25 protein-coding genes are annotated in these 26,310 nt (G+C 67.8%); 16 read left to right on the top strand and 9 right to left on the bottom strand.

From position 1 onward, the window contains the following. Window positions 1–5: 5 nt before the first annotated feature. Genes AC07PT_RS02480 through AC07PT_RS02455 form a run of 6 tightly spaced genes read right to left on the bottom strand, consistent with a single transcriptional unit; the run spans window position 6 to window position 6,780 of the window. Window positions 6–1,310, bottom strand: coding sequence for an alanine racemase (locus AC07PT_RS02480; RefSeq protein WP_494655656.1), 1,305 nt, complete (start codon window positions 1,308–1,310; stop codon window positions 6–8). Continuing rightward, window positions 1,307–2,293 (bottom strand): ABC transporter ATP-binding protein, encoded by a 987-nt coding sequence (locus AC07PT_RS02475; protein WP_492345343.1) that lies wholly within the window; start codon window positions 2,291–2,293, stop codon window positions 1,307–1,309. Before AC07PT_RS02475 ends, AC07PT_RS02480 begins: the two co-directional genes overlap by 4 nt. Next, on the bottom strand, window positions 2,290–3,351 hold the full coding sequence (locus AC07PT_RS02470) for an ABC transporter ATP-binding protein (protein WP_492345342.1): 1,062 nt from the start codon (window positions 3,349–3,351) through the stop codon (window positions 2,290–2,292). Before AC07PT_RS02470 ends, AC07PT_RS02475 begins: the two co-directional genes overlap by 4 nt. Then, window positions 3,348–4,220, bottom strand: a complete 873-nt coding sequence (locus AC07PT_RS02465; protein WP_494655655.1) for an ABC transporter permease — start codon at window positions 4,218–4,220, stop codon at window positions 3,348–3,350. The genes AC07PT_RS02470 and AC07PT_RS02465 overlap by 4 nt, the downstream gene beginning before the upstream one ends. Continuing rightward, window positions 4,217–5,167 (bottom strand): ABC transporter permease, encoded by a 951-nt coding sequence (locus AC07PT_RS02460; RefSeq protein WP_492345340.1) that lies wholly within the window; start codon window positions 5,165–5,167, stop codon window positions 4,217–4,219. The genes AC07PT_RS02465 and AC07PT_RS02460 overlap by 4 nt, the downstream gene beginning before the upstream one ends. Window positions 5,168–5,181: 14 nt before the next feature. Continuing rightward, the gene (locus AC07PT_RS02455) at window positions 5,182–6,780 is read right to left on the bottom strand and encodes an ABC transporter substrate-binding protein (RefSeq protein WP_494655654.1); all 1,599 of its coding nucleotides are present in this window, start codon (window positions 6,778–6,780) and stop codon (window positions 5,182–5,184) included. A gap of 109 nt (window positions 6,781–6,889) precedes the next feature. On the opposite strand from AC07PT_RS02455, the gene AC07PT_RS02450 reads away from it, so the two are divergent. Then, complete coding sequence (locus tag AC07PT_RS02450; protein WP_492345338.1) at window positions 6,890–7,291, top strand: RidA family protein; 402 nt, start codon at window positions 6,890–6,892, stop codon at window positions 7,289–7,291. Between the two features lie 121 nt (window positions 7,292–7,412). Here AC07PT_RS02450 and eda read toward each other — a convergent pair whose 3' ends face one another. Continuing rightward, on the bottom strand, window positions 7,413–8,081 hold the full coding sequence (gene eda, locus AC07PT_RS02445) for a bifunctional 4-hydroxy-2-oxoglutarate aldolase/2-dehydro-3-deoxy-phosphogluconate aldolase (protein ID WP_492345337.1): 669 nt from the start codon (window positions 8,079–8,081) through the stop codon (window positions 7,413–7,415). After that, entirely contained in the window at window positions 8,072–9,895 is a 1,824-nt protein-coding gene (gene edd, locus AC07PT_RS02440) for a phosphogluconate dehydratase (protein ID WP_494655653.1), read from the bottom strand. The genes eda and edd overlap by 10 nt, the downstream gene beginning before the upstream one ends. Window positions 9,896–10,342: 447 nt before the next feature. Here edd and AC07PT_RS02435 point away from each other — a divergent pair, with 447 nt between their 5' ends. The 15 genes from AC07PT_RS02435 (at window position 10,343) to AC07PT_RS02365 (ending at window position 24,857) form a co-directional block, all read left to right on the top strand. Beyond that, the gene (locus AC07PT_RS02435) at window positions 10,343–10,786 is read left to right on the top strand and encodes a universal stress protein (protein ID WP_492345335.1); all 444 of its coding nucleotides are present in this window, start codon (window positions 10,343–10,345) and stop codon (window positions 10,784–10,786) included. Window positions 10,787–11,164: 378 nt separating this feature from the next. Continuing rightward, entirely contained in the window at window positions 11,165–12,886 is a 1,722-nt protein-coding gene (gene atzF, locus AC07PT_RS02430; protein WP_494655652.1) for an allophanate hydrolase, read from the top strand. A 38-nt stretch (window positions 12,887–12,924) separates the two neighbouring features. Further along, window positions 12,925–13,932, top strand: a complete 1,008-nt coding sequence (locus AC07PT_RS02425; protein WP_494655651.1) for an ABC transporter substrate-binding protein — start codon at window positions 12,925–12,927, stop codon at window positions 13,930–13,932. 5 nt (window positions 13,933–13,937) lie between these two features. After that, window positions 13,938–14,813, top strand: coding sequence for an ABC transporter permease (locus AC07PT_RS02420; protein ID WP_494655650.1), 876 nt, complete (start codon window positions 13,938–13,940; stop codon window positions 14,811–14,813). A 3-nt stretch (window positions 14,814–14,816) separates the two neighbouring features. Further along, entirely contained in the window at window positions 14,817–15,638 is an 822-nt protein-coding gene (locus AC07PT_RS02415; protein WP_492345332.1) for an ABC transporter ATP-binding protein, read from the top strand. Further along, window positions 15,635–15,901 carry a DUF4089 domain-containing protein gene (locus tag AC07PT_RS02410; RefSeq protein WP_494655649.1) on the top strand — a complete coding sequence of 89 codons (267 nt, stop codon included), beginning with the start codon at window positions 15,635–15,637 and terminating at the stop codon, window positions 15,899–15,901. Before AC07PT_RS02415 ends, AC07PT_RS02410 begins: the two co-directional genes overlap by 4 nt. Next, window positions 15,891–17,327, top strand: coding sequence for an AtzE family amidohydrolase (locus tag AC07PT_RS02405; RefSeq protein WP_494655648.1), 1,437 nt, complete (start codon window positions 15,891–15,893; stop codon window positions 17,325–17,327). Before AC07PT_RS02410 ends, AC07PT_RS02405 begins: the two co-directional genes overlap by 11 nt. Before the next feature lie 42 nt (window positions 17,328–17,369). After that, on the top strand, window positions 17,370–17,744 hold the full coding sequence (gene hpxZ / locus AC07PT_RS02400) for an oxalurate catabolism protein HpxZ (protein WP_494655687.1): 375 nt from the start codon (window positions 17,370–17,372) through the stop codon (window positions 17,742–17,744). Window positions 17,745–17,833: 89 nt separating this feature from the next. Next, on the top strand, window positions 17,834–18,949 hold the full coding sequence (locus AC07PT_RS02395; RefSeq protein WP_492345329.1) for a BMP family ABC transporter substrate-binding protein: 1,116 nt from the start codon (window positions 17,834–17,836) through the stop codon (window positions 18,947–18,949). A 20-nt stretch (window positions 18,950–18,969) separates the two neighbouring features. Next, on the top strand, window positions 18,970–20,043 hold the full coding sequence (locus AC07PT_RS02390) for an ABC transporter permease (protein ID WP_492345328.1): 1,074 nt from the start codon (window positions 18,970–18,972) through the stop codon (window positions 20,041–20,043). Beyond that, the gene (locus AC07PT_RS02385; protein WP_492345327.1) at window positions 20,040–20,957 is read left to right on the top strand and encodes an ABC transporter permease; all 918 of its coding nucleotides are present in this window, start codon (window positions 20,040–20,042) and stop codon (window positions 20,955–20,957) included. Before AC07PT_RS02390 ends, AC07PT_RS02385 begins: the two co-directional genes overlap by 4 nt. 36 nt (window positions 20,958–20,993) lie before the next feature. Beyond that, the gene (biuH, locus tag AC07PT_RS02380) at window positions 20,994–21,722 is read left to right on the top strand and encodes a biuret amidohydrolase (RefSeq protein WP_494655647.1); all 729 of its coding nucleotides are present in this window, start codon (window positions 20,994–20,996) and stop codon (window positions 21,720–21,722) included. Window positions 21,723–21,758: 36 nt separating this feature from the next. After that, window positions 21,759–23,375, top strand: a complete 1,617-nt coding sequence (locus AC07PT_RS02375) for an ABC transporter ATP-binding protein (protein ID WP_494655646.1) — start codon at window positions 21,759–21,761, stop codon at window positions 23,373–23,375. 60 nt (window positions 23,376–23,435) lie between these two features. Next, a complete protein-coding gene (locus AC07PT_RS02370) occupies window positions 23,436–24,113 on the top strand; it encodes a cysteine hydrolase family protein (protein ID WP_492345324.1) in 678 nt (225 codons plus the stop codon). Window positions 24,114–24,125: 12 nt separating this feature from the next. Beyond that, window positions 24,126–24,857 carry a GntR family transcriptional regulator gene (locus tag AC07PT_RS02365; protein ID WP_492345323.1) on the top strand — a complete coding sequence of 244 codons (732 nt, stop codon included), beginning with the start codon at window positions 24,126–24,128 and terminating at the stop codon, window positions 24,855–24,857. 266 nt (window positions 24,858–25,123) lie between these two features. Here AC07PT_RS02365 and AC07PT_RS02360 read toward each other — a convergent pair whose 3' ends face one another. After that, window positions 25,124–26,266 (bottom strand): FIST C-terminal domain-containing protein, encoded by a 1,143-nt coding sequence (locus AC07PT_RS02360; protein WP_494655645.1) that lies wholly within the window; start codon window positions 26,264–26,266, stop codon window positions 25,124–25,126. Window positions 26,267–26,310: the final 44 nt, after the last annotated feature.

Here is a 26,310-nt window from a genome sequence, read left to right as displayed (position 1 = left end):
TGGCCTCAAAAATGGGTGCTGATGGCAGAAACAACGCGCCCCTGCTCGTCGAGCACGGGCATCCAGCGCCATTTGTCGAACGTGGTGCAGGGATGTGAGATCCCCAGGGCCACCCGATCACCCACCACCGGGCAAGGGCCAGCGGGATCGAAACGCAGGTAGGCGTGGTGGTCGTTGAGGGACTCGATGCGCCAATCGGCCGGTACCGCCTGTGCCTGCAGCAGGTTGCGCACGCCACGAGCGGCGATGCGCAAGGGCACGGGCATCTCCAGGTCGTAGGACAGATCCCGGCGGCCACACGACAGCAAGGCCAGGCCTGGCTCAGGCACCGACTGCACCAAGGCCCACACGGTCAGGGCGGGCTGCAGCGAATCCGCCAGGCCCTCACGCTGCTCCAGCAGCTTCAAAAAGCGCTGGTAGTTGCCATGGTCATGGGTGATGTAACAGCCTGAGCGCAGAACACCCCACACCGGGCGCGACAGGCCTTGCGCCTGCAACAGAGGCAAGACCAGATCAAACACCGCCGAGCCTCCTGCCGTCAGCAGGATCTGGTCGCCCGCCAGCAGCCCCTCCGAATCGCAGGCCCGTGCGATGGCCAGCACCCGGCGCACCAGATCGGTGACCTCACGGCTGTCGTGGGCGTTGTCACCGATGGCCGCGCCGCCCTCGTAGCACTCGATGCCCCCCAGGTGCACGGCCTTCGAAGCCGCCAGGGCGCGCGCCAGGGTCAGCGCTTCTTCCAGGCTACGGCAGCCGGTGCGTTTACCGGCAATGCCCACCTCCAGCAGCACATCGAAAGGCTGCACCGCGCTGCGGCGGGCAGCCCAGTCTTCGATCAGGGCAAGTTGGGCGATCGAGTCGACCAGAAACCAGACCCGCAGATCGGGGTGCTGCCCCCGCAGGGCCTGCAAGCCATCGAGATCGGCATCGGCCAGAACCTGGTTGGCAATGATCACCCGTCGGGCCCCTGCCGCCACGCCCACGGCCGCCTGATAGACGGTGGCAAAGGTCAGTCCCCAGGCACCCGCCTGCAGTTGCAGGGCGAACAGTTCGGGTGACAAACTGGTCTTGCCATGCGGCGCCAAATGCACCCCGCGGTCGTTGGCGTAGCGCTGCATCCAGGCCAGGTTGTGGCGCAAGGCGGCTTCGCTCAACACGGCCATCGGGTAAGGCAGGTCGTCGTTCAGCAATTGCCAGTTCAGCTGGCCCAGCGCTGCAGCCGGTGTGGCCGGTGCGGCCTGGGGAAAGTTTTTGTAGCCCCCTGTCAGGGTGAAGCCAGCCAACAGGGTGTCGGGAATCAAAGAGCTCATTCATCTCTCCAGCAAGCCGTCCAATGGCCTGCGGACACTTCGCGCAAGGGGGTTGCAGATTCGGCACAACGGGCCTCAGCCTGCGGACACCGGGTACGGAACACGCAACCCGAGGGCGGATGGGCAGGGCTGGGCAGATCACCCTTCAAGGGGGTGATCGTGCGGCGCTGCGTCGGATCCAGCACCGGGGCCGCCGCCAACAAGGCCTGCGTGTACGGGTGCCGGGGGCGACTGTACAGCGTGGCCGTGGGGGCCATCTCCATCACCCGCCCCAGGTACAGCACCACCACCCGGTCGCAGAGGTATTCGACCACATCCAGGTCGTGTGAAATGAACAGCAGCGTCAGGCCCAGCTGCTCTTTCAGGTCGCCCAGCAGGTTGACCACCTGGGCCTGGATGGACACATCCAGGGCCGACAGGGGCTCGTCGGCCACGATGAACTCCGGTTGCACCGCCAGCGCACGGGCAATCCCGATGCGCTGGCGCTGGCCCCCCGAAAACTCGTGAGGCAGGCGATCGGCATGTTCGGGGCGCAAGCCCACCTGCTGCAGCAGCTCCTGGATGCGCGGCTCGCGGGCCGCACCGCGGGCCAGCCCATGGGTGTCCAGGGCCTCGCCCAGCACCTGGCGAATGCGCATGCGCGGGTTCAGGCTGGCATAGGGGTCCTGGAAGATGATCTGCAGCCGGGCGCGCAGGGGGCGATAGGCCGCCGCACTCAAGGCGGCCAGGTCGGTTGGACCCTGCTGGCTGTCCTGGTAAAGCATTTGTCCGGCGTTCGGGTCGAGCAGGCGCGTGATCAGGCGCCCGATCGTGCTCTTGCCCGAGCCCGACTCGCCGACCAGGCCCAGGGTCTCGCCCCGAGCGATTGAAAAGCTCACATCGCTGACGGCCCGGACCGGATGCGGCCCGGCGCCAAAATGCTTGCTCAGGCCCCGGATGTCAAGCAAGGGCGGCGCTGCGTGGGGATTCAAGATCGTGCTCATGCCGTGACCTCGCGGTTGGAAAGGATGCACCGGGACTGCCGCTGCCCGCTCAAGGCCCGCAACTCGGGCACCTGCAACTCGCACGCGGCCTCGCGCTGGCTGCAGCGCGGCCCGAAGGCACAGCCCGGCGGCGGCGCCAAGGGGCTGGACACCTGGCCCGGGATGGCCACCAGGCGTTGCCGCCCGCCTGCCTGGCCCGCCAACGCCGTGCCCGCCCGTTCGGCCTGGCGCCGCGCCATGCCGGGCAGGCAGGCCAGCAGCCCCTGGGTGTAGGGGTGGGTCGGGGCACCAAACAGGGCCTGCACGGGGGCCGACTCCACAATGCGCCCGGCATACATCACGGCCACGTGATCGGCGTACTGCGCCACCACGCCCAGGTTGTGCGTCACGAACAGCATCGTCATGCCGGTCTGCTGTTGCAGTCGCCCCATCAAGGCCAGGATCTGGGCCTGAATGGTCACGTCCAGTGCTGTTGTCGGCTCATCGGCAATCAGCAGGCTGGGTTCACAGGCCATGGCCAAAGCGATCATCACGCGCTGACGCATGCCGCCAGACAGTTGATGCGGGTACTCGCCCAAGCGTTGCGCAGCGGCTGGGATCTCGACCCAATCCAGCATTTCACGCGCTCTGGCCAAAGCGGCCCGCCGATCCAGCCCCTTGTGCAGGCGCACCGATTCGGCGATCTGCTCACCCACCGTCAGCACCGGGTTCAGGCTGGTCATGGGCTCCTGAAAGACCATGGCCACCTCGTTGCCCCGCAGGCGCCGCATCTCGGCCTCGGGCAGGGCCAGCAGATTGACACGCTGTCCATCACGACGCACAAACCAGGCTTCGCCGGCCACTTCGGGACGAGCGCTGCGTGCATGCAGCCCCATCAGCGACAGACTGGTCACCGATTTGCCGGAGCCCGACTCGCCCACCAGGGCCAGGGTCTGGCCGGCCGGAATCTGAAAAGACACGTCGGCCACGCTCTGGATGCGCCCCTCGGGCGTCCCGAACGAGGTGGACAGACCCAGCACCTCCAGACGTGGCTGGCAACTCTCAAGCGGCTTGTTCATGCGGCCTTCCTCAGTTTGGGGTCCAGCAGATCGCGCACGCCGTCACCCAGCACCTGCAGCGACAAGGCCGTGAAGACAATGGCCAGACCCGGATAAAGAATCACCCAGAGGGCACGGTCGGCATAGTCGATGCTGCCGGCGATCATCGTGCCCCAGGTCGGGATCTCGGGCGGCACGCCCACCCCCAGAAACGACAACCCGGCCTCGCACAAAATGGCATAGGCAAAGATGAAAGTCAGTTGCACCAGGATCGGCGAGGCCAGATTGGGCAGGATGTGGCGCCACAGAATCCAGGGTGTGCGCACCCCCAGGGCCCGGGCCGCGTCGATGAACAGCAGCTCCCGCAGCACCAGGGTGGCGGCCCGCACCACGCGGGCGACCCGCGGGGTGTAGACGATGACCAGGGCCAACACCACGTTCCACAGCGAAGGCCCCAGAATCGCCACCAGCGCAATGCCCAGCAGGATGTCCGGGAACGACATCATCGCGTCCACCAGTCGCATCAGAGGCGCATCAAGCCGCCTGAAGTAGCCGGCCAACAGGCCCAGCAAGGTGCCCAGCACCACCGCCCCTGCCGCCGTCACCGAGCCGATCAACAGCGAGAACCGGGCCCCATGCACGATGCGCAGCCACACATCACGGCCCAGTTCGTCGGTGCCTGCCCAATGCACGGCTGACGGGGCTTGAAGGCGCGCGCTGATCTCAATGGCACCGGGGTCGGCGCTCGACAGGACCGGCCAAACCGAGGCCACCGCCACCACCACGCCCAGCAACACGGCCGCCAGCAGCACCACGCGCCTGCGAAACAGGCGCCCCAACACCTGACGCCAGGCCGAGGCCGGGCTCCCCATGGCTTGCAAGGTCGTCATTTGGCCTCCAGGCGAATGCGCGGGTCGACCACGGTGTACAACAGGTCGACCCCCAGGTTGATCAAGACATACACCGCAGCGATCACCAGCAAGGTGCCCTGAATCACGGGGTAATCGCGACGCAGCACCGCACGCACCACCAGATTGCCCACGCCCGGCAGGTTGAAAACCGTCTCGGTCACCACCGCCCCGCCAATCATCAGCGCCAGCGTCAACCCCAGCACGGTGACGATGGGCACCAGGGCGTTTCGCAGCACGTGGTGCCACAGAATGTGGTGTTCGGGCAGGCCCTTGGCCCGCGCCGTGCGCACATAGTCCTCGCCGAGGATGTCGAGCACCGAGGCCCGCGTGAAGCGGATGATCAAGGCCGAGTTCAACAGCCCCAGCACCAGGGCTGGCAGCACCAGGTGGTGCAGTCGCTCCAGCAGGGGCGTGTCGGGGTCGCCATAGCCCGAGGCCGGAAACCATCCGAGCTTGACGGCAAAGAACTGCATGAACAACAGCCCCAGCCAGAAGCTGGGCACGCTCGCCCCCAACATGGCCACACCACTGAGCAGCTGGTCGGCCCAATGCCCGCGCCAGACGGCGGCCACCGTGCCGCAGGGGATGCCGATCAGGGCCGCCACCAGCACGGCAAAACCGGCCAGGAACAAGGTGGGCTCGGCACGTTCCAGCAAGGCCTGGGTCACCGGGCGTTGCAGAAACAGCGACTCACCCAGGTTGCCCTGGGCGACCTGGGCCAGCCACAGCAGAAACTGGGTGCCCAAGGGGCGATCCAGCCCATACTCGGTGCGCACGCGGGCGATGTCGGCCGCCGTGGCCTGATCACCGAGCAACAGGGCCACCGGGTCGCCCGAGGCGAGCCGGGTCAGCAGGAAGACCAGCACCGCCACCAGGGCGAGCACCATCAAGGCACCGGCCAGACGCCGGATCAGAAAGCGAAGCATCTTGCGGCCCCTGTTCAGCCCAGTCGCACGTTGCAGAAGAACGGCCAGACCAGTGGCACATAGCCTTGCAGCTTGCTCGACCGCGCCGACAGGGCATTGAACTTGCCCAACTCCATGAACGGCACCTCGTCATAGACCAGCTGCTGCACGCGCCCCCAGAGCGCCGCGCGCTTGCCCAGGTCGGCTTCCTGGTTGAAGGCCGCCAGGTGTTGTTTTTTGGCCGGGCTGTCCCACCAGCCTGGGGCATCGTCGCCCATCTGCGGCGGCGAGACCATGGGCTCAGGGAACAGCCCCGAGTGCGTGAAATACACGTCCCAGAGTTTGGGATCGTTGCGACGCTGCACCAGCGTCGCCCAGTCCACCACCTGCAGCTCGGTCTTGAAACCCGCCTTCTTGAGCTGTTCGGCCAGCACCAGCGCCATGTTGTAGTGAAACTCGTACTGCCGGCTGGCCATGATGCGGATCGGCTGCCCGCTGTAGCCGGCCTTGGTGGCCTGATCGCGCGCCTGTTGCGGGTTGCGCTCGTTGTACAGCGTCGCGCCTGCGGTCGAGAAATACGGTGTGCCCTTGGGAAAGAAATTGGGCTCAACCGCAAAAAATCGCCCATCACCAAAGCCCGCCGCCAGCATCTCGCCGCTGCCAGAGGCTGTTTGCACCGCCCGGCGCAAGGCCTGCGAGGCCAGCACACCCTCGCGGGTGTTGAACACCACGTACGGAAAGCCGAAGTTGGGCGTGAGAATGGCCTGCACGGCGGGCGCCCCCTTCTCCAGGCGCCCCATGGCCTCGACCGGCAACAGATCGGAAAAATGGAACTGCCCGGACAAGGCCCCTTCGACGCGCGTGTTGGCGTTGGGCACAGGCACAAAGCGCAGCTCATCGATCAGGGCCTGACGACGGCCGGCATAGCCGTCGGCCGCCTCACTGCGCGCTGCGTAGGCCGCGAACTTCACCAGCACCGTGAACTGATCGGGTCGGCGCTCCTTGAAACGGTAGGGGCCGGTGCCAATGAACTCCTTGAGTTGAGGGGCCAGGCTCTCCTTGGGCATGACGGCGGCCATGGCCCCAGGCAAGGCCAATTGGGCCAGCAAGGGGGCATAGGGGGCCTTCAGTCGAATCTCCACCGCCAAAGGCCCGGTGGCCGTGAGCGACGCCACCTCTTTGGCCACCGCCTTGCCCCGGGCGGCCAGTTCCATCCAGCGCTGCAGCGACGCCACCACATCGCCCGAGTTCATCTCGCGGTCGTTGTGAAAGCGAACACCTTTGCGCAAGGCGATGGTGTAGGTCAGCCCATCGCGCGAGACCTTGGGCAAGGCTTGCGCCAGCATGGGCGCCACGTTCCAGCGCGAATCGAAGGTGTAAAGCGGCTCATACACGTGCTGCATGATGGTCGCCACCAAGTCCGACGAGCTGAGCATCGGATCCAGGCTCTGAGGCTCGGCCACCATGGCCAGGTTGACCGCACTGATGCCCTGGGCCTGCGCCACGCCCATCGTGGAGGACAGCCCCCCGAGCACGGCAGCGCCCGCCAGGCCCAGGCAGGTTCGGCGGTCGAGCAACGGGCCCGGGAGCCCGTGAGAAACATGAATGCTGGCTGAGTCTGGACACTGAGTCATGGCGCCTCCAAGTAAAATTATTACAATATTAACGAACAAAGCGAAAATAACACCCAGTATTTCCACCTACTTCGCTTTGTTCATGTAAATTTCTTACAAAGGCTAACGGATGATTACCTCTTCACGTGTCGAAATGTTGGGTCAGGCACCCTTGGCGTCAGATCGTCTGGCCCGCCCTCTTTCACCCGCCACCCGCGCCGGTGACTTTGTTTTTGTATCGGGCCAGGTGCCTACCGATGACAAGGGCCAGGTGATCGTGGGCGGCATTGAAGACCAGACCCGCCAGGTCTTCAAGCGGGTTGAGGAGGCCCTGGCACTCGCCGGTGCCACGCTGCAGGACGTCGCCAAGGTCAGCGTCTGGCTGGCCGATGCCCGTGACTTCGGCAGCTTCAACAGGGTCTATATGGAGTGCTTTGGTGAGCACCGTCCCGCCCGGTCGACGGTTGAATCAAGGCTGATGATCGACGCCAAGGTGGAAATCGACGTCACCGCCTACAAACCGCAGGCTTGAGCGCGAGAGCCGCCCACCCGTGGGGTGGCGGCTTCAGGTTCGGCGTGCCGGGCCCTTCACGCAGGGGCCCGGCAGCCTGCCTGGCGTGTGGCCCGCGCAGGCCACACGCCAAGGCCCGCGGTCATCCAGCCCGCGGCAACTGGCTGGCCTGGCGGGCCAGCGATTCAATGCGGGCCCAATCGCCCTGGGCCACCGCATCGGCCGGGGTGAGCCACGAGCCCCCCACGCAAGCCACATTCGGCAAGGCCAGAAACTCGTTCGCATTGGTGGGGCTGACGCCACCCGTGGGGCAGAAGCGGATGTCGCCAAAGGGGCCATGCCAGGCTTTCAGCATGGCCGGGCCGCCGGCTTGCATGGCCGGGAAAAACTTCAACTCAGTCAAGCCGTCTTCCATGGCGGCCATGATCTCGCTGCCGGTGGCCACGCCGGGCAGCAGGGGCAGCGCCAGGTCACGGCAGGCCTGGCCCAGCGCCGAGCTGTAGCCCGGGCTGACCCCGAAACGTGCGCCTGCGTTGACCGCAGCCTGGGCATCGGCCGCGCTGCGCAGCGTGCCGGCACCGGCCACGGCCTCGGGCACCTCGCGGGCAATCGCCTCGATGCAGGCCAGGGCCTGCGGGGTGCGCAGTGTCACCTCCAGCATGCGGATGCCGCCCGCCACCAGGGCGCGGGCCAGCGGGACGGCATGGGCCACGTCGTTGAGCACGATCACCGGGATGACCGGCGCATCGCGCATCACCGCCAGAGCGGTCAATGGTGTGGCGAGAGGGGGGGCAAGGGGTTTCACAGCCATGTGCAGGCTCCTTCTTCAGCGGTGAGGGCATGCCTGCGCATGCCCGTGAACAGTTCGCGCCCGCAACCGAGCGCATTCGCAGCCTGCAACTCGGCAGGCATCTGGGCCAGCGCTCGGCCGGCCCAGGTGGTTTCATCGACCAGAATGTCGAGGGTACCGGCCACAGCATCCAGTCGGATCAGATCGCCGTCTTGAACCTTGGCCAGCGGACCGCCGGCCAAAGCCTCGGGAGAGACGTGGATGGCCGCCGGCACCTTGCCCGAGGCGCCACTCATGCGGCCATCGGTCACCAGCGCCACCTTGAAGCCGCGGCCCTGCAACACGGCCAGCGGCGGCGTCAGCTTGTGCAGTTCAGGCATGCCGTTGGCCCGCGGCCCTTGCCAGCGCACCACGCAGACCAGGTCACGGTCGAGTTCGCCGGCCTTGAAGGCGGCATGGAGTTCGTCCTGCGAGTTGAACACCCGGGCCGGCGCCTCGATCACATGGCGGTCTTCGGGCACCGCCGACACCTTGATCACGCTGCGCCCCAGGCGTCCCCGCAACAAGCGCAAGCCCCCGGTGGCGCTGAACGGCTGGCTGGCCGGCCGCACCACGCTGTCGTCGCCGCTGGCACCGATGTCGCGCCATTGCAAGGCCTGGCCCGCCCCCCCTGCTTCAGGGATGCGGGTGTATTCACGCAGCCCCCCGGAGCGCACGGTCAGCACATCCTCATACATCAGGCCGGCGTCCAGCAGTTCGCGGATCACAAAGCCTGGGCCGCCCGCCGCCTGGAACTGGTTCACATCCGCGCTGCCATTCGGGTAGACACGCGTCAGCAGCGGCACCACCTCGGAAAGTTCGGAGAAATCGTTCCAGTCAATCAGGATGCCCGCCGCACGGGCCACGGCCACCCAGTGGATCAGGTGGTTGGTCGAACCGCCCGTGGCCAGCAGGGCCACCATGGCGTTGACGATGCAGCGTTCGTCCACCACCTGCCCGATCGGGGCAAACCGGCGCGCCCGGGTGATGCCCAGCACGGTGCGGGCCGCCTCACGGGTGAGCTCGGCGCGCAGCGCCTGGCCAGGGTTCACAAAGGCCGTGCCCGGCACGTGCAGGCCCATGGCCTCCAGCAGCATCTGGTTGCTGTTGGCCGTGCCGTAGAACGTGCAGGTGCCTTCGCCGTGGTAGGCCTTGATCTCGGCCTCCAGCAGGGCTTCGCGCCCGACCAGGCCTTGGGCGGCCTGCTCGCGCACCTTGGCCTTGTCATTGTTCGACAGACCCGAGGTCATGGGCCCCGCCGGCACAAACACCGTGGGCAGGTGGCCGAACTGCAGGGCGCCGATCAGCAACCCTGGCACGATCTTGTCGCACACACCCAGCATCAAGGCGGCATCGAACACGTCATGGCTCAGGGCCACTGCCGTGCTCATGGCGATCACGTCGCGGCTGAACAGGCTGAGTTCCATGCCCGCCGTGCCCTGCGTCACGCCATCGCACATGGCTGGCACGCCGCCGGCCACCTGGGCCGTGGCCCCATGCAGCCGGGCTTCGGACTTGATCAGGTCCGGGTAATGCTGCAACGGCGAATGCGCCGACAGCATGTCGTTGTAGGCCGTGACGATGCCGATGTTGGGGGCCTTTTCGGCCACGATGCGAAAGCGGTCGTGACCGGGCACACCGGCAAAGGCGTGGGCCACATTGGCGCAGCCCATGCGGTCGGCGCCTCGGGGCTGGCGCGCGGCCGCCTCGATGCGGGCCAGGTAGGCTTCGCGGCCCGGGGCACTGCGCTCGACGATGCGGCGCGTGACAGCTTCAACGGTGGGATGGAGTTTCATGGTTTATGTAACTAAATTACAACGCTATGGTAACGCCGAAGACCGGGCTTTGGGCCCAGCCCTGGTTACAGAATGGGTACGAACTCTGTGGCCGCCCTGTTGGCTTCAGGATCCAGCAGCCGACCTCGCCCGGCGCGTCGGCCAATCCTGCAGCTGTTTGACCATGGTCAAATTTCTACGCTAGCGCCCCCACGCGGCGGAATCAAGCTTCTGAAACAATTCAGACATGCCCTTACCGCTGTCCCCCCGTCCCCGGTTGCAGGCGCTGCCCCGGTGTGCCGGGGCTCAGCACCCCCGGGCACTACGTAGCATCCACACGCCCACCCTGGCGGGCCTGGGTGACACTTTGCTGGGCGCTTACGCACCCAAAAAACAAATTCAAGCCAACTCATCATCCTATGTGCGCCACCTGGCGCCTTGATGAATCCATCTGAGGAGAAAGACAGCATGTACAAACACCTTTTCGTCCCCGTCGACGGCTCTGAACTGTCCCACCGTGCCATGGATGGCAGCATCGAACTCGCGCTGCAGCTCGGCGCCAAGATCACGGGCTTCGTGGTCGAACCCGACATGCCGCTGTCCACCATCAGCAGCGACGCCACGGTGGCCACCGCCCGCATGAAAGAGCATGAAGACCGCAACCTGAGCCACGCCAATGCCTTGTTGACGCAGTTTGAAGAGCGCGCCCAGGCCGCTGGCGTGACCTTTGCCGGCCTGACCGTGACTGCCTACGCCGTCGACCACGCCATCCTTGAAGAAGCCGAAAAGGCCGGTTGCGACATGATTGTCATGATCACCCACGGACGCGGCCCGCTGGGCGAGTTTGTCTTCGGTTCGCACACCAAGAAGATCATCGCCCGCAGCAAGCTGCCGGTGCTGGTGCTGCACTGACCTCGCTCCCTGGCGCCGGAGCGCCGGCCCCCTGCCCGCCGGCGGGTGCCCGGCTCTGCCGGCGCCAGCCTCCCTGTGCCGACCTCGGTCCCTGCCTGCCACGGGCCTCATGCAGGTGCCGGCACCCTTTCTGCCCCTGTCACGCCCCAGTCTGAGGCCTGGCCCAAGCGGGTGACGCACCATTTTCCAACCTGCCTGAAGCCGCAGGTTCGGTTCATGCCCAGGCCTGGGCACCCTGTGCTTTCCACACTTTTCCCTCTGTACGCAGGCCCTTGAACGATGGCGCGGGCCACACACGGCCCTGTGATCGACCCTGCGACCGGTGGGGTTGGCACAGCCTTTGCATTCCTTCTTGTATCCAAGCTTGAATGCATTGACATGGTGCACCACCCAATTTCCCAGCCGACCGCCCAGCCCCAGGCCCAGCCCGCCACCGAACCGGCATGGCTTCATCGGCTGCATTCACCCCTTCAAACCAGCCTCGACGGCCCCCTGGCGGGCTTGACGTTTGCGGTCAAGGACAACATCGACGTGGCAGGCCTGCCCACCACGGCGGCCTGCCCCGCCTTCAGCCTGACCGCCGCGTCCCATGCGACCGTGGTGCAGCGGCTGCTGGCCGCGGGCGCCAGCCTGCACGGCAAAACCAATATGGACCAGTTTGCCTGCGGCCTGAACGGCACCCGTTCGCCCTACGGGCCGGTACCGAACGCGTTCGATCCCGAGCTGGTCAGCGGCGGCTCCAGCTCGGGTTCGGCCTGGGTGGTGGCCACCGGCCAGGTGGATTTCGCCCTGGGCACCGACACGGCTGGCTCGGGCCGGGTGCCGGCCGGGCTGAACAACATCGTCGGGCTGAAGCCCTCCAAGGGCCTGATCAGCGCCCACGGCGTGCTGCCCGCGGCCCAAAGCGTGGACTGCGTGTCCATCTTCGCCCGCACCGTCGAAGTGGCCGTGCAGGTGCTGCACACCCTGGCCGCCCATGACCCGGCCGACCCTTTCTCGCGCCATCTGCCCCTGCTCGACCAGCCGCTGCCTGCCCGCTTTGTGTTCGGCGTGCCCGACCGCCTCGAGTTCTTCGGTGATGACCTGGCCCGCAGCGCCTTTGACCAGGCCCAGGCGCGCCTGGCCTCGTTGGGCGGCACAGCGCGCACCATCGACTACGCCCCGCTGGCCGAAGCCGCAGCCCTGCTTTACGAAAGTGCCCTGGTGGCTGAGCGATATGCCGCCGTGCGCGACTTCTTTGACGCCCACGAGACCGAGGTCATCGAGCCCGTGCGCAGCATCCTGGGGGCTGGCCGCCGCTACAGCGCCGCCGATCTGGTGCAGGCCCAGGTCCGCCTCAAGGCCTGCGCCCAACGCGTGGTCGACCTGTGGCAGCAGATCGACGTGCTGCTGGTGCCCACCGCGCCAACCCACTACAGCATCCAGGCCATGCTGGCCGACCCGGTGACACTGAACCGCAACCTGGGCCAGTACACCAACTTCGTCAATCTGCTCGACTACGCCGCCTTGTCGGTGCCCAGCAGCCTGCGCCCCGACGGCCTGCCCTTCGGGATCACCTTGATCGGCCCCTGCGGCAGCGATCTGCAACTGGCCGAGCTGGGCCAGCGCTACCAGCAGGCCGCCGGTCTGCCTCTGGGCGCCACCGGCCAGGCCTTGCCCGCCCCCAAACCCCTGCCCGGCCTGCACCGAGCCAGCGCCCCCGCCCACCTGAAACTGGCCGTGGTCGGCGCCCACCTGTCAGGCATGCCGCTCAACCACCAGCTCACCGAGCGGGGCGCGACCCTGCTGGAAGCCACCACCACGTCGGCCCACTACCGGCTGTTGGCGCTGCCGGGCACCACCCCGCCCAAACCTGGCCTGCAACGCCGGCCCGGCCAAGGCGCGCCCATCGCGGTCGAGGTCTGGAGCCTGCCCATGCCCCAGGTTGGCGGCTTTCTGGCCGGGGTGCCGGCGCCGCTGGGCCTGGGCAGCCTCGAACTTGTCGACGGGCGCTGGGTGCATGGCTTCATCTGCGAAGGCCATGCCCTGGACGGCGCCACCGACATCACATCACACGGTGGCTGGCGGGCCTACATGGCCGCCAGCCAGGCCCGCCGCTGACCCCCACCCACCGACCACCCCAGACCAGGAGCCCACCCATGAGCCCAGCCTCCCGTTCCCGCCAAGCCCTGAACCGGCGCCAGGTGCTGCAAGCCGGCAGCGCCGTCGCCCTGGCCAGCCTGGCCGCCCCGACCGTTCTCCACGCCCAGACGGGCCCCAAGATCCGCATCGGTTACTGGCCCATCGCCGCCGGCCTGCCCTTCTACGCGGCGGTGGAGATGGGCTTCTTCAAGGAGGCCGGCCTCAATGTGGAGGTGCAGCGCCACGCTGGCGCCCAGCAGATCATGGAGGCCATGCTGTCCGACCGCTGCGACGGCAGTGCCAATGGCACCGGTTCGGCCAACATCGCCATCGGCGAGCTGGCGGCCCCGGGCACCTTCAAGATCTTCTGCTCCAACCCCAGCAACGCCAAATACGTGCTCGACGAGGTGCTGGTGCCCAGTGCCAGCCCGGCCAAGGTGATGGCCGACCTGAAGGGCAAGCGCGTCGCGTCGGGCCCTGGCATCCAGAACGTGACCCTGGCCAAGACCGTGCTGGAGCGCGGCGGGGCCACCGGCGCCACCGTCGTCGAGCTGCCCATCGGCCAGCATGTGGCGGCTCTCGCGGCCGGCCAGGTCGATGGCTGCTACACCCTGGAGCCCACGGGCACCATCGGGCGCCTGAACAGCAGCACCCGCGTGCTGGAGGCCGGCGTGATCTCCCGCTACGTGCTGGGCGATCCCATGGCGCCCTGGTTCGGTGGCTCGGCCTCACTGACCGCGGCCTTCATCAAGAAGTACCCGGCTGAGGCCCACAAGTTCATTGCCGCCTACGCCAAGGGCGTGGCCCATGTGCGCAGCAAACCGGCCGATGCACGTCAATACCTCCAGGGCTACACCGCGATTGAAGGCCCCCTCACCGGCGAGGTGCCTCTGGCGGCCTATACGCTGTACAACGAGTTCACGGCCGCTGACATCGCGCATTTCCAGAAGTTCTTCGACCTGTTCTCGGACAAGGGCATCTTTGCTTCGCGCCTGCTGGTGGACAGCATGCTCTACAAGGCTTGAGCGCCATGGGCAGCCCCCTTCCCTCCCCCATCGCAGCGCCAGGCCAGACGCCTGCCCTCACGCCCGACACCCCGCAGCCCTGGCAGGCCCCCTCGGCCCAGCAGCTGCCCGCCCCGCGCCGCTTCTCGGCGTCGGCTTCGGCCGCCTTGCCCCTGGCCGGCCCCCTGCTGCTATTCATCGCCTGGGATCTGGTGGTGCGCGTGGGCTGGGTCAAACCCATCCTGCTGCCGGCGCCGGCCGACACCCTGGCCACCCTGATCACCGGGCTGGCCGGGGGTGCCCTGCTGGGCGACTTTCTGACCACTGTCTGGCGCACCGTGCAGGCCTTTGTGCTGGCCGCCGTGCTCGGCGTGCCCCTGGGCGTGCTGCTGGGCAGCCAGGAGCGCGCCTACCGCAGCGTCGAGTTTCTGATCGACTTCTTCCGCTCCACGCCCTCGTCGGCCCTGATCCCGCTGTTTCTGATGATCTTTGGCGTGTCCGACGTCAACAAGATCGCCATCGCGGCCTTCGGCGCCTGTCTGATCGTGGTCTTCAACAGCGCCTATGGCGTGATCAACGCGCGCAAGCAACGGGTGATGGCGGCCCAGGTCATGGGGGCCAGCCGCTGGCAGACCTTCCGCGACGTGTTGATCTGGGAGAGCCTGCAGCCCAGCTTCGTCGGCCTTCGCTCGGCCGTGTCCATGGCCTTGGTCATCGTCATCGTGGCCGAGATGTTCATCGGCGCCGACAGCGGCCTGGGTCACCGCATCATCAATTCACAACAGGTGATGAACGTGCGCGACATGTACGCCTCGATCCTGGCCGCCGGGGCCCTGGGCTATGTGCTGAACATCAGTTTTCTGCTGGCCGAACGCCGCATCGTCCACTGGAGCGGGAGATAAGCCATGAGTGTGGTCGCCAACGCCCCCGTCTTCGCCGACCTGCCCACGCCGGCCTTTCGCCCCGGCCCGGCCGGAACCCATATCACCCTCCGCGGCCTGACCAAGTACTTTGCTGGCTGGCCGCTGTATGAGAACTTCGACCTCGACATCCCCAAAGGCAAGATCGTTTCGGTGTTCGGGCCCAACGGCTGCGGCAAGAGCACCCTGATCAACATGATCGCCGGCCTGGTGCCCATCGATTCGGGCGAGGTGCTGTTCGACGGCAAGTCGCTCAAGGACACCCAGATCGGCTACGTGTTCCAGAACTACCGCGAGGCGCTGTTCCCCTGGATGCGCACCCTGGACAACATCGCCTACCCGCTCAAGCTGCAAGGCTGCAGCAAGGCCGAGGTGGATCGCCGCATGGAGGAGCTGGTGGCCTCGTTCGATGTCAAGTTCGACCTGCGGCGCTACCCCTACGAGCTGTCGGGCGGCCAACAGCAGACCGCCTCCATCATGCGGGCGCTGGCACCCCGCCCCGAAGTGCTGTTTCTGGACGAGCCTTTCTCGGCGCTCGACTTCGAGATGACCTTGTTCATCCGCGAGAAGCTGCAAGAGGTGTTCATGCAGACCGGCACCACCATGCTGCTGGTCTCGCACGACCTCGAAGAGGCGGTGTACCTGGCCGACGAGGTGCTGCTGCTGACCAAGCGCCCCACCCGGGTGGCCGAGATCCTGCGCTATGACGCCCCTCGCCCGCGCACCGTCGACACCCTCAGCGAGCCCGATTTTGTGAGCACCCGGCGCCGCAGCCTGGAGATCTTCCAACGCGAGGTGCGCCGATGAGCCGAGACACCTCCCCTGAAGCCCTGGCGCGCTACGTGGATGCCGCAGCCCTGGTCCTGGGCCTGCCGCTGACAGCCGAGCAACGACCGGGCGTGCTGGCCTACTTCGGCATGGCGGCGCGCTTTGCCGCCGTGCTCGAAGCCACCGAACTGCTGCCACACGACGAATCGGCCCTGCGCTTCGAGCCGGTACCCGCACTCCCCCCGCCCCCCGCTCCAGTCGACCCACTGGCCACGCCCACCGGAGACGACCATGCCCCATGAAGCCAGCCCCTGGCTGGGCCAGGACGCCTGCGCCATGGCCCAGGCCGTGCGCACCGGCCAGCTCAGTGCCAGCAGCCTGATCGAGGCCAGCCTGCAGCACATCGAACGGCACAACCCACAGCTGAACGCCTTTACCGCGGTGCTGGCCGAACGGGCCCGCCAACGCGCCCGCCAGCTCGACGCCGACCCGCTGCTGCGCCACGGCCCCCTGGCCGGCGTGCCCTTTGCCGTGAAAAATCTGTTCGACATCGCCGGGCTGCCCACCCTGGCCGGATCGCGCATCGAGCGTGACAGCCCGGGCGCCACGGCCGATGCGTTGCTGGTGCGCCGCCTGGAGGCCGCGGGCGCGGTGCTGGTGGGCGCGCTCAACATGGACGAATACGCTTACGGCTTCACCACCGAGAACAGCCACGAGGGCCCCTGCCGCAATCCGCACGACCCGGCACGCATCGCGGGCGGCTCGTCGGGCGGCTCTGGGGCCGCCGTGGCCGGTGGGCAGGTGCCGCTGAGCCTGGGCTCCGACACCAACGGCTCGATCCGCGTGCCGGCCTCGCTGTGCGGTGTGTTCGGCCTCAAGCCCACCTTTGGCCGCCTGCCGCGCACGGGCAGCTACCCCTTTGTCTCCAGCCTGGACCACCTGGGCCCGTTTGCCCGCTCGGTGCGCGACCTGGCCCTGAGCTACGACCTGATGCAAGGCCCCGAGGACGACCGTCAGGCCCGCGACCCGGGCTGCGCCCAACGACCGGTGCAGGCCTGCAGCCCCTTGCTGGCCCAAGGCGTGGGCGGCCTGCGCATCGGCATCCTGGGGGGGTGGTTCGAAGAGCAGGCCAGTGCCCCGGCCCGCCGCGCGGTGCAGCAGGTGGCCCAGGCCCTGGGGGCCAGCACCCGCCACGAGCTGCCCCTGGTCGAGGCCGGGCGGGCCGCCGCCTTTGTGATCACCAATGCCGAGGCCGCCAGCGGCCACCTGAACGACCTGCGCCAGCGCGCCGACGACTTCGAACCCCTGTCACGCGACCGCTTTCTGGCCGGCGCGCTGATCCCGGCCGCCTGGGTGAGCCGCGCCCAACGCGTGCGCCTGCGCTATGCCCAGGCCGTGGCGGCGATGTTCCAGCAGGTGGACCTGCTGCTGGCGCCAGCCACCCCCTGTGCCGCCACGCCGATCGGTGCCGAAACCCTCCAGATCGACGAGCGCCAGTGGCCCCTGCGCCCCAGCATGGGCCTGCTCACCCAACCCATCTCGTGCATCGGCCTGCCGGTGTGCAGCGTGCCGGTGTGGGCATGCGACCCGGCCCTGCCCCACCTGCCGATCGGTGTGCAACTGATCGCCGCCCCCTGGCGGGAAGACCTGGCCTTGCGCGCCGCCGCCGCACTGGAGGCCCTGGGCGTGACCCGGGCCCCGATCGCGTCGGCATTCCAGCCCCATTGAAAGCCCATGCCCATGCCCATGCCCATGCCCATGCCCATGCCCATGCCCATCAATCTTCCCGACGTGCTCAGCGAAGTACAGACCGTCTTTGCGCGCTACGAAGACGCCCTGGTCAACAACCGCGTCGAGGTGCTCGACGAGCTGTTCTGGAACAGCCCGCACACCCTGCGCTATGGCGCCACCGAAAACCTGCTGGGCTACGAGGCGATCCAGGCCTTTCGCGCCGGGCGATCGCCACAGGGCCTGGCGCGCAGCCTGCACAACACCGTGATCACCACCTACGGCCAGGACTTCGCCACCGCCAACACCGAGTTCCGCCGCACCGGCAGCCCGCGCCTGGGCCGGCAGAGCCAGACCTGGATGCGCACGCCCGAAGGCTGGCGCGTGGTGGCCGCCCATGTGAGCCTGCTCGACTGACCCCGCTATTTCTCTTGGGCAGCGTGGACCGGGGTTCCCGCTGTCACCTTTTGCAAGTGCCCCCGACCTGAACCCATGGAGCCTGAAACATGAACCGCAAGCTGAATCGCCGTCTCGCCCTGCAAACCCTCGCCAGCACTGGCGCCGTGGCCTCGTTCGGCCCGCTGAGCCTGCTGGCCCATGCCCAGAAACCACTCACCGTGGGGGTGGTCTACGTCGGCCCCCGCGATGACTACGGCTACAACCAGGCCCATGCCCAGGCCGCCGCCGAGCTCAAGAAGCTGCCCGGCATCAAGGTGGTCGAAGAAGAGAACGTGCCCGAGACGGCGGCCGTGCAAAAGACCATGACCGGCATGATCGCCCAGGACGGCGCCAGCCTGCTGTTCCCCACCTCGTTCGGCTACTTCGACCCGCACATCCTGGCCCTGGCCCCCAAATACCCCGATGTGCGCTTCTCGCACTGCGGCGGCCTGTGGACCGAAGGCAAGCACCCCAAGAACGTGGGCAGCTTCTTCGGCTACATCGACGAGTGCCAGTACCTCAATGGCGTGGTGGCTGGCCACATGAGCAAAAGCCGCAAGATCGGCTTCGTGGCTGCCAAGCCGATTCCACAGGTGCTGCGCAACATCAACGCCTTTTTGATGGGCGCACGCTCGGTGCACCCGGACATCACCTGCAGCGTGATCTTCACGGGCGACTGGTCCATGGCCGTCAAGGAGGCCGAGGCCACCAACAGCCTGGCCGACCAGGGCGTGGACGTGTTCACCATGCACGTCGATGGCCCCAAGGTGGTGGTCGAAACCGCGGCCAAGCGCGGCAAGATGGTCTGTGGCTACCACGCCAGCCAGGCCAAGCTGGCCCCGGCCGCCTACCTGACGGGCGCCGAGTGGAATTGGCTCACCGCCTACAAGACCATCATCGAAGCCGCTCAGGCCGGCAAGCCGCACCCCAACTTCCTGCGGGGCGGCCTGAAAGAAGGCTACGTGAAGATGTCGCCCTACGGCGCCAGCGTGAGCGACGCGGCCAAGAAGAACGCCGACGAGGTCAAGGCCAAGATGCTGGCGGGCAGCTTCGACATCTTCAAGGGCCCGCTCAAGGACAACAAGGGCAACACCATCCTGGCCGCGGGCAAGGTGCTCAAGCAGACCGACCTGGAGCTTGAGAAGATGAACTACCTTGTCGAAGGCGTGGTCGGTTCGATCTGACACCCGCGCGGCCCATCGTCATGCGCAACGCCCTGCGGGAAATCGCTCTGCCCATCGGCGCCCTTGCGGCGGCGCTGCTGGTGTTTGGTGCACTGGTCTGGCTGGCCGGTGTGGATCCATTCGACATGGCCTGGCTGCTTTTCAAAGGGGCCTTCGGTGATGCCTTCTCGTGGCAGAACACCCTGCAACGCGCCGCCCCGCTGATGCTGACCGCGCTGTGCGTGGCCCTGCCGGCCCAGGCCGGCCTGGTGGTGATCGGAGGCGAAGGGGCCCTGGTGCTGGGCGGTCTGGCCTGTGCCACGGTGGCCACCCAGTGGCCCCTGCCGGCCAACCTGGCCGGCAGCGTGCTGGCCTGCGCGGCGGGCGCCTTGGCCGGCGCACTGTGGGTGATGTTGGCGGGGGCCCTGCGCCAGTACCGCGGCATCAATGAAACCATCAGCAGCCTGTTGCTGGCCTATGTGGCGATCGGCCTGTTCAAGCACCTGGTCGAAGGGCCGCTGCGCGACCCAGGCAGCCTGAACAAGCCATCCACCCTCACGCTGTCCGAGGGCCTGCGCATCGGCGGCATCGCCGGCTCCGATGTTCACTGGGGCCTGGTGCTGGGTGTGCTGGCCTGCGGGCTGCTGGGCGGCTGGCTGCACCTGACCGCTTCGGGCTTTGCCCTGCGGGTGGTCGGCGGCAACCGGCGCACGGCCCAGCTCATGGGCCTGCCCGCCACCCGCCTGGTGCTGCTGGCCTGTGCCCTGGGCGGGGCCTGTGCCGGCCTGGCCGGCGCGGTCGAGGTGGCCGCCGTGCACACCAACGCCAACGCCTCGCTGATCGCGGCCTACGGCTATGCGGGCATCCTGGTCTCGTTCATTGCCCGCCACCAGCCCCTGGCCATCGTGCCGGTGGCCATCCTGTTCGGCGGCTTTGGCGCCGCCGGAAGCCTGCTGCAACGTCGGCTCGGCCTGCCGGACGCCTCGGTGCTGGTGCTGCAGGGCCTGACCTTTGTGTTCATCCTGGCCAGCGAGGCCTTGCGCCAGGGCGACCCTGCGGCGCTGTGGCGCCGCCTGTGGCCGACCAGCCCGGCGCTGAAGGAGTCCAGACCATGAGCAGCGACCAATGGATCACCCTGCTGGCGGCCATCGCAGGCGGGGCCTTGCGCGTGGGCGCGCCTTTTCTGTTCGTCAGCCTGGGGGAATGCCTGACCGAGAAATCAGGTCGCATCAACCTGGGCCTGGAAGGGGTGCTGGTGCTGTCGGCCATGGCCTCTTTCGGTGGCGCCTACCTCAGCGGCTCGCCCTGGGTGGGCGTGCTGTGCGGGGCCCTGGCAGGCGCCGCCCTGGCCAGCCTGCACGCGGGCCTGTGCAGCCTGCCCGGCGTCAACGACGTGGCCACCGGCATCGCCCTGATGCTGTTCGGCACGGGCCTGGCCTTCTACCTGGGCAAGGCCCTGATCCAGCCTCAGGCCCCGCAATTGCCAGCCCTGCCCCTGGGCCAATGGAGCAGCAACGCCGCCGTGCAGGCCGCCCTGCAGGTGAACGTGCTGCTGCCGCTGGGCCTGGTGCTGGCCGCGCTGATGAGCTGGGCCTTTGCCAACACCCGCCTGGGCCTGTTGGTGCGCCTGGCCGGCGACTCGGCCGACGCCGCACGCGCCCTGGGCTACTCGGTGGGCGGCATCCGCTGGGCCGCCACGGCCTGCGGCGGCTTGATTGCCGGCCTGGGTGGGGCATCGCTGACGTTGTTCTACCCCGGCAGCTGGAACGAAGGCATCTCCAGCGGCCAAGGCTTGATCGCCGTCGCCCTGGTCATCTTTGCCCGCTGGAGCCCGCTGCGTTGTGTGGGCGCGGCCGCCCTGTTCGGCGGTGCGGGCGCCATCGGCCCCGCCTTGCAGTCGGTGGGCATCGGCTGGGGCTATCACCTGTTCAACACCGTGCCCTACGTGCTGACCCTGCTGATCCTCGTGATCACCTGCCGCCCCGGCAGCGTGGCCGCCGGCAGCCCCGGTGAACTGTCATCACGCTGATCCAGTTGGCCCCCAATCAACCAAGCCCCTGACACCATGAGCCCCCTCCTTCCCACCCCGACCTCGCTCCACGTGGATGCCCAGCCCTACGCCTGGCCCTGGAACGGCGCGCTGCGCATCGACAACACCGCCCTGATCGTGATCGACATGCAGACCGATTTCTGCGGCCACGGTGGCTATGTCGACGTGATGGGCTACGACATCTCGCTCACCCGGGCCCCCATCCAGCCCCTGCGCCGGGTGCTGGCCCGCCTGCGCGCCCTGGGCCTGCTGGTGATCCACACCCGCGAAGGTCACCGCCCCGACCTGTCGGACCTGCCCGCCAACAAACGCTGGCGCTCACGCCAGATCGGCCGGGACGGCCTGGGCATTGGCGACGCCGGGCCCTGCGGCCGCATCCTGGTGCGGGGCGAGCCAGGCTGGGAGCTCATCCCCGAGCTGGCCCCCTTGCCCGGCGAGCTGGTGATTGACAAGCCCGGCAAGGGCTCGTTCTACGCCACCGACCTGGACATGGTGCTGCGCCTGGCCGGCATCGAGAACCTGATCCTGGGGGGCATCACCACCGACGTGTGCGTGCACACCACGATGCGCGACGCCAACGACCGCGGTTTCGAATGCCTGCTGCTGTCCGATGGCACGGCCGCCACCGACCCGGCCAACCACCAGGCCGCGCTCGACATGATCACCATGCAGGGGGGCGTGTTCGGCGCCCACGCCAGCTCGGACCAACTGCTGCAGGCCCTGGCGGGGCTTTCATCCATCTAGTGCACCTTGACGTCCTCAAGCCCCCAGGAGCCCACCATGCCCGGCACCACCCCAACCCCTTTGTCTGGCCAGCACCAGCACCCACACCCCATCGGGGCGCTGCCCGCAGGCACCGGCGCCCTGGCGCTGGACACCTACCGGCTCACCAAGCGCTTTGGCGCCTTCACCGCTCTGGACAGCGTGGACCTGAAGGTGGCCGCCGGCAGCGTGCACGCCCTGCTGGGTGAAAACGGCGCCGGCAAGAGCACGCTGGTGAAATGTGTGGCCGGCTTCCAGCGTGCCGAAGAGGGCAGCGTGCTGATTGACGGACGCGAACAGGCCATCAGCAACCCCGTGGTCGCCCGGGCCTTGGGCATCGGCATGGTGTATCAGCACTTCACGCTGGCCCCGGGCATGAGCGTGGCCGAAAACCTGCTGCTGGCCGGCGGTCAGGTGCCGGGCCTGATCCACTGGCACGAGCGCCGTGGCGAGCTCAAGCGCTTCATCGAATCCACACCGTTCCGGCTGGACCTGGATGCCCGGCCAGCCGAACTGGCGGCCGGCGAAAAGCAGAAGCTGGAACTGCTCAAGCAGTTGTACCTGCGCCCGCGCCTGCTGATCCTGGACGAACCCACCTCGGTGCTGACCCCACAAGAGGCCAACGAAGTCCTGGGCCATGTGCGGGAACTGGCACGCCAGCGCCTGTGCACGGTGCTGATCATCACGCACAAGTTCCGCGAGGTGATGGCCTATGCCGATGCCGTGTCGGTGCTGCGCCGCGGCCAGGCCGTGCTGCACGCCGAAGTGGGTGACACCAGCCCGGCCCGGCTGGCCCGCGCCATGATGGGCGAGGCCGAGAGCCCGCCTGACGCGCCCGCCGGCGGCCTGTCCGAAACCGCCCCCCACCGCCCGCTGGCGGCCGATGCCCCGGTGGCCCTGGAAGTACGGGGCCTGCAGGCACCCGGCGACCGGGGCCTGCCCGCCGTGCACGACCTGAGTCTGCAGGTGCGGGCGGGCGAGATCCTGGGGGTGGCCGGGGTGTCCGGCAACGGCCAGCGCGAACTGGTCGAGGCCCTGGTGGGCCAGCGTGCACGCACTGCGGGCAGCGTTCTGGTGGCAGGCCAGGCCTATCACGCCCGGCGCGAAGAGACCCGCCGCCTGCGGGTGCGCAGCCTGCCCGAAGAGCCGCTGCGCAACGCCTGCGTCGGCGAACTCAGCGTGGCGCAGAACATGGCCTTGCGCGACTTCGACCAGCCCCCGCTGAGCCGCCACGGCTGGCTGAGGCCGCGCCTGTGGCGCCAGCGCGCACGCGACTGGATTGCGGCCTACGGCGTCAAGACCCGCAGTGAAAACGCCCCCATCAAGAGCCTGTCGGGCGGCAATGTGCAGCGGGCCGTGCTGGCCCGCGAACTGGCCGGCGACATCCAGGTGCTGATGGCGGCCAACCCGGTGTTCGGCCTGGATTTTGCCGCCGTGCGTGAGATCCACCAACGCATCCTGCAGGTGCGCGAGCGTGGCGGTGCCGTGCTGTTGGTCAGCGAAGACCTGGACGAACTGCTTGAGCTGGCGGACCGGGTGGTGGTGATGAGCGAGGGCCGCATCGTTTACGAAACCGCTGCCGCGGGGGCCGACCGACTTCAGCTGGGGGCCCACATGGGCGGCGGTGCCCATTGAGGGACCGCCCTCCAGTCACCCCTCTCCCCTGCCCCCCATTCCATCCGCACGGAGCCCACCATGAGCACCCTCACCCTTGCCGCCCGACCCTTCGACTACGTGTTCGACCCGGCCCACACCGCCCTGTTGATCATCGACATGCAACGCGATTTCGTGGAACCCGGGGGATTTGGCGAATCACTGGGCAACGACGTGAGCCTGCTGCAGGCCATCGTGCCGGCCTGCCAGGCCGTGCTGCAGGCCTGGCGCGACCTGGGTGCCTGTGTCGTGCACACGCGCGAAGCCCATCGCCCCGACCTCAGCGACTGCCCGCCCGCCAAGCGCCTGCGGGGCCAGCCACGCCTGCGCATCGGCGACCCAGGTCCGATGGGACGCATCCTGGTGGCCGGAGAACCCGGCAACCAGATCATCCCCGAGCTGGCCCCACTGCCCGGCGAAATCGAGATCGACAAACCCGGCAAAGGCGCTTTTTATGCCACCGGACTGCATGAGCGGCTGCAACAGCGCGGCATCAGCCACCTGATCGTGATGGGCGTGACCACGGAGGTCTGCGTCCAGACCAGCCTGCGCGAGGCCAATGATCGCGGCTACGACTGCCTGTTGCTGGAAGACTGCACCGAAAGCTACTTTGCCGCCTTCAAGGCAGCCACCCTGGACATGGTGAGCGCCCAGGGCGCCATCGTGGGCTGGGTCGCGCCCAGTGCCGCCCTGCTCGGCCTGCTGGGCATGTCAGCCTGATACAGTCCTGCCGTGCACACCACAGGTCAACAGATTCCCCGCGCTCACCGCGCTCCCGCCCGCCGTTCGCGCGCCGACGACGTCTACGATCAGCTCAAGGCCGACATCGCGGGCTTCCAACTGGTGCCCGGCGACCGCTTCTCCGAAAACGAGCTGTGCGAGCGGTTGCAGGTCTCGCGCACGCCGGTGCGCCAGGCCCTGGTCCGGCTGCAGCAGGAAGGCTATGTCGAGGTGCAGTTTCGCAGTGGCTGGCGGGTGCTGCCGTTTGATTTCGAGCAGTTCGAGCAGCTGTACGACCTGCGTCAGGTGCTGGAATCAACCGCCGTGCAGCGCCTGTGCTCGGGTGACGAGAAGGTGGACCAGGCCTTGCTGCGCCAGCTCGAAGGCATCTGGCTGGTCCCGGAGGCCGAACGCAGCCACGACGGCACCGAGGTGTCGCGCTGGGATGAGGCTTTTCACTGCGCCCTGGTCGAGGCCGCCGGCAACCGCGAGATGGCCCGCGTGCACCGGGAGGTGACCGAGCGCATCCGCATCATCCGCCGACTGGATTTCACCAAGCAGGACCGGATTGCCGCCACCTATGAAGAGCACGGCAAGATCCTGAGCGCCATTCGCTCGCACCGCAGTGACCAGGCCGTGATGCTGTTGCGCGCCCACATCCAGACCAGCCAGGCCGAGGTGCGCAAGATCACCCTGCACCAGGTCCACCTGGCCCGGGCCGCGTCGACGCCACCGGGGCCTTAGAGCCGGTTCACGATCTCGCATGGGCCGCGTTGGAGCGCAATCGGGATGAGTGGGTGGCCCGGGTGCGCCGCATGGGCTCGTGCCCATGCAAGCAGCTGGGGCGCCCAATCGCCCGATTTCGCTCCAACCCCTCGGGCAGTGGCCTTTTCGGGCGGTCTGCGGCGTCGCGGCGCTTGTCGATAGCCGGGCTATCGACGGCGCACCGTGCCTTGCATCCCATCCCGAAAAGACCGCTGCGCGACCCGTGGGAGATCGTGAACAGGCTCTCAGCCCAGGGCCACCAGGCAGGCGTTGTGAAAACGCGGCAGGCGCGGCAGGCCCACCGCGTCCAAGGTGTCGATTTCGCCCAGGGTCAGTGCGCCCATCAGCGCCATCGGCCCGCTCTGCTGTTGCAGACCTTTCAGCTCTTGCAGCGCCTGCTCACCCAGGTGCAGGCGGCGCCCGGCACAGTAGAAATGCAGCCAGCTGCGTGGGGACGAGCCGGCCTGGCGTTCGGCCACAAAGTTGGCGAGTTCGGTCACGGCCGTGCCCTGCCCGGCCTCGGGCGCGCGCAGCAGGCGCATCAAGGTGTTGGGCGGGATCTCGCCCACGCAGATCAGCGAGCCGTCATCGCCCAGGGCCACCGGGATGCGCACCAGCACATCCACCATCGTCACCAGGCCGAAAGGGAAATGCACGGCGTAGTCGTAGAAGTTCTCGCGTGTCAGGTGCACGCCGTATTCCGCCAGGATCAGCTGCTGGTAGACATCGAAGGCCGGCCGGTGATCGATGGTGTCGATGCGGTTGCCCTGGCCCGAGGTCGCGGTCATCAGCGCGCGGCTGATCGGGTAGCCATGGCGGGTCAAGGCCTCCGCCGCCGGGGGCAGCAGCAGACAGATCACGCCCATGCCAGCCTGCCGCTCGGCATCGAACAGGCAGGCCATGGGTTGGAAGGTCTCACTGCCCGCGTTCACGCCTGAATAGCGCAGGGGCTGCTCCAGCGACATGTGAAGCTCTTCCACCAGCGAACCCACGTTGGGCAACATGCCGTCAAAAATCATGAACAACAGCGGTTCGGCCCCGGCCTGGGCGGGCTGGGTGGCCTGCATGAAGCGAACCGCTTCGTACCAGACCTCGCGACCCGCCTCGTCGAGCACGGTCTGGAACAGCCAGGGCGGCATCGGAGCGAGGCACAGGAGCAGCACCTGATCGGCGACAAAGCCGTGGGCGGTGAGCAGGCTGGGAAACACAGCCCCCACCAAGGGCACGCCCCGCCCGCGGCATTGGGCCTGCAGATCGGGCACACAGGCGGCCAAGGCTTCAGGCACCAGGGCCAACACGCCCATGTCAGGCCAGCGGGCCTGCCAGGCCGAGAGCGTGGCAGACAGGTCGTGGAGATCGGCGGAGGTCAGGTGCTGGGCGGCAAACATGGGCACGGCGGGGTACAGGCAAGACCGCCTATTTTCACACGCGG

The sequence above is a fragment of the Curvibacter sp. GW821-FHT09D12 genome (genome assembly GCF_059416245.1).
The sequence above is the reverse complement of the archived record's forward strand: the minus strand, read 5'-3'. Positions and strand labels throughout refer to the sequence as shown.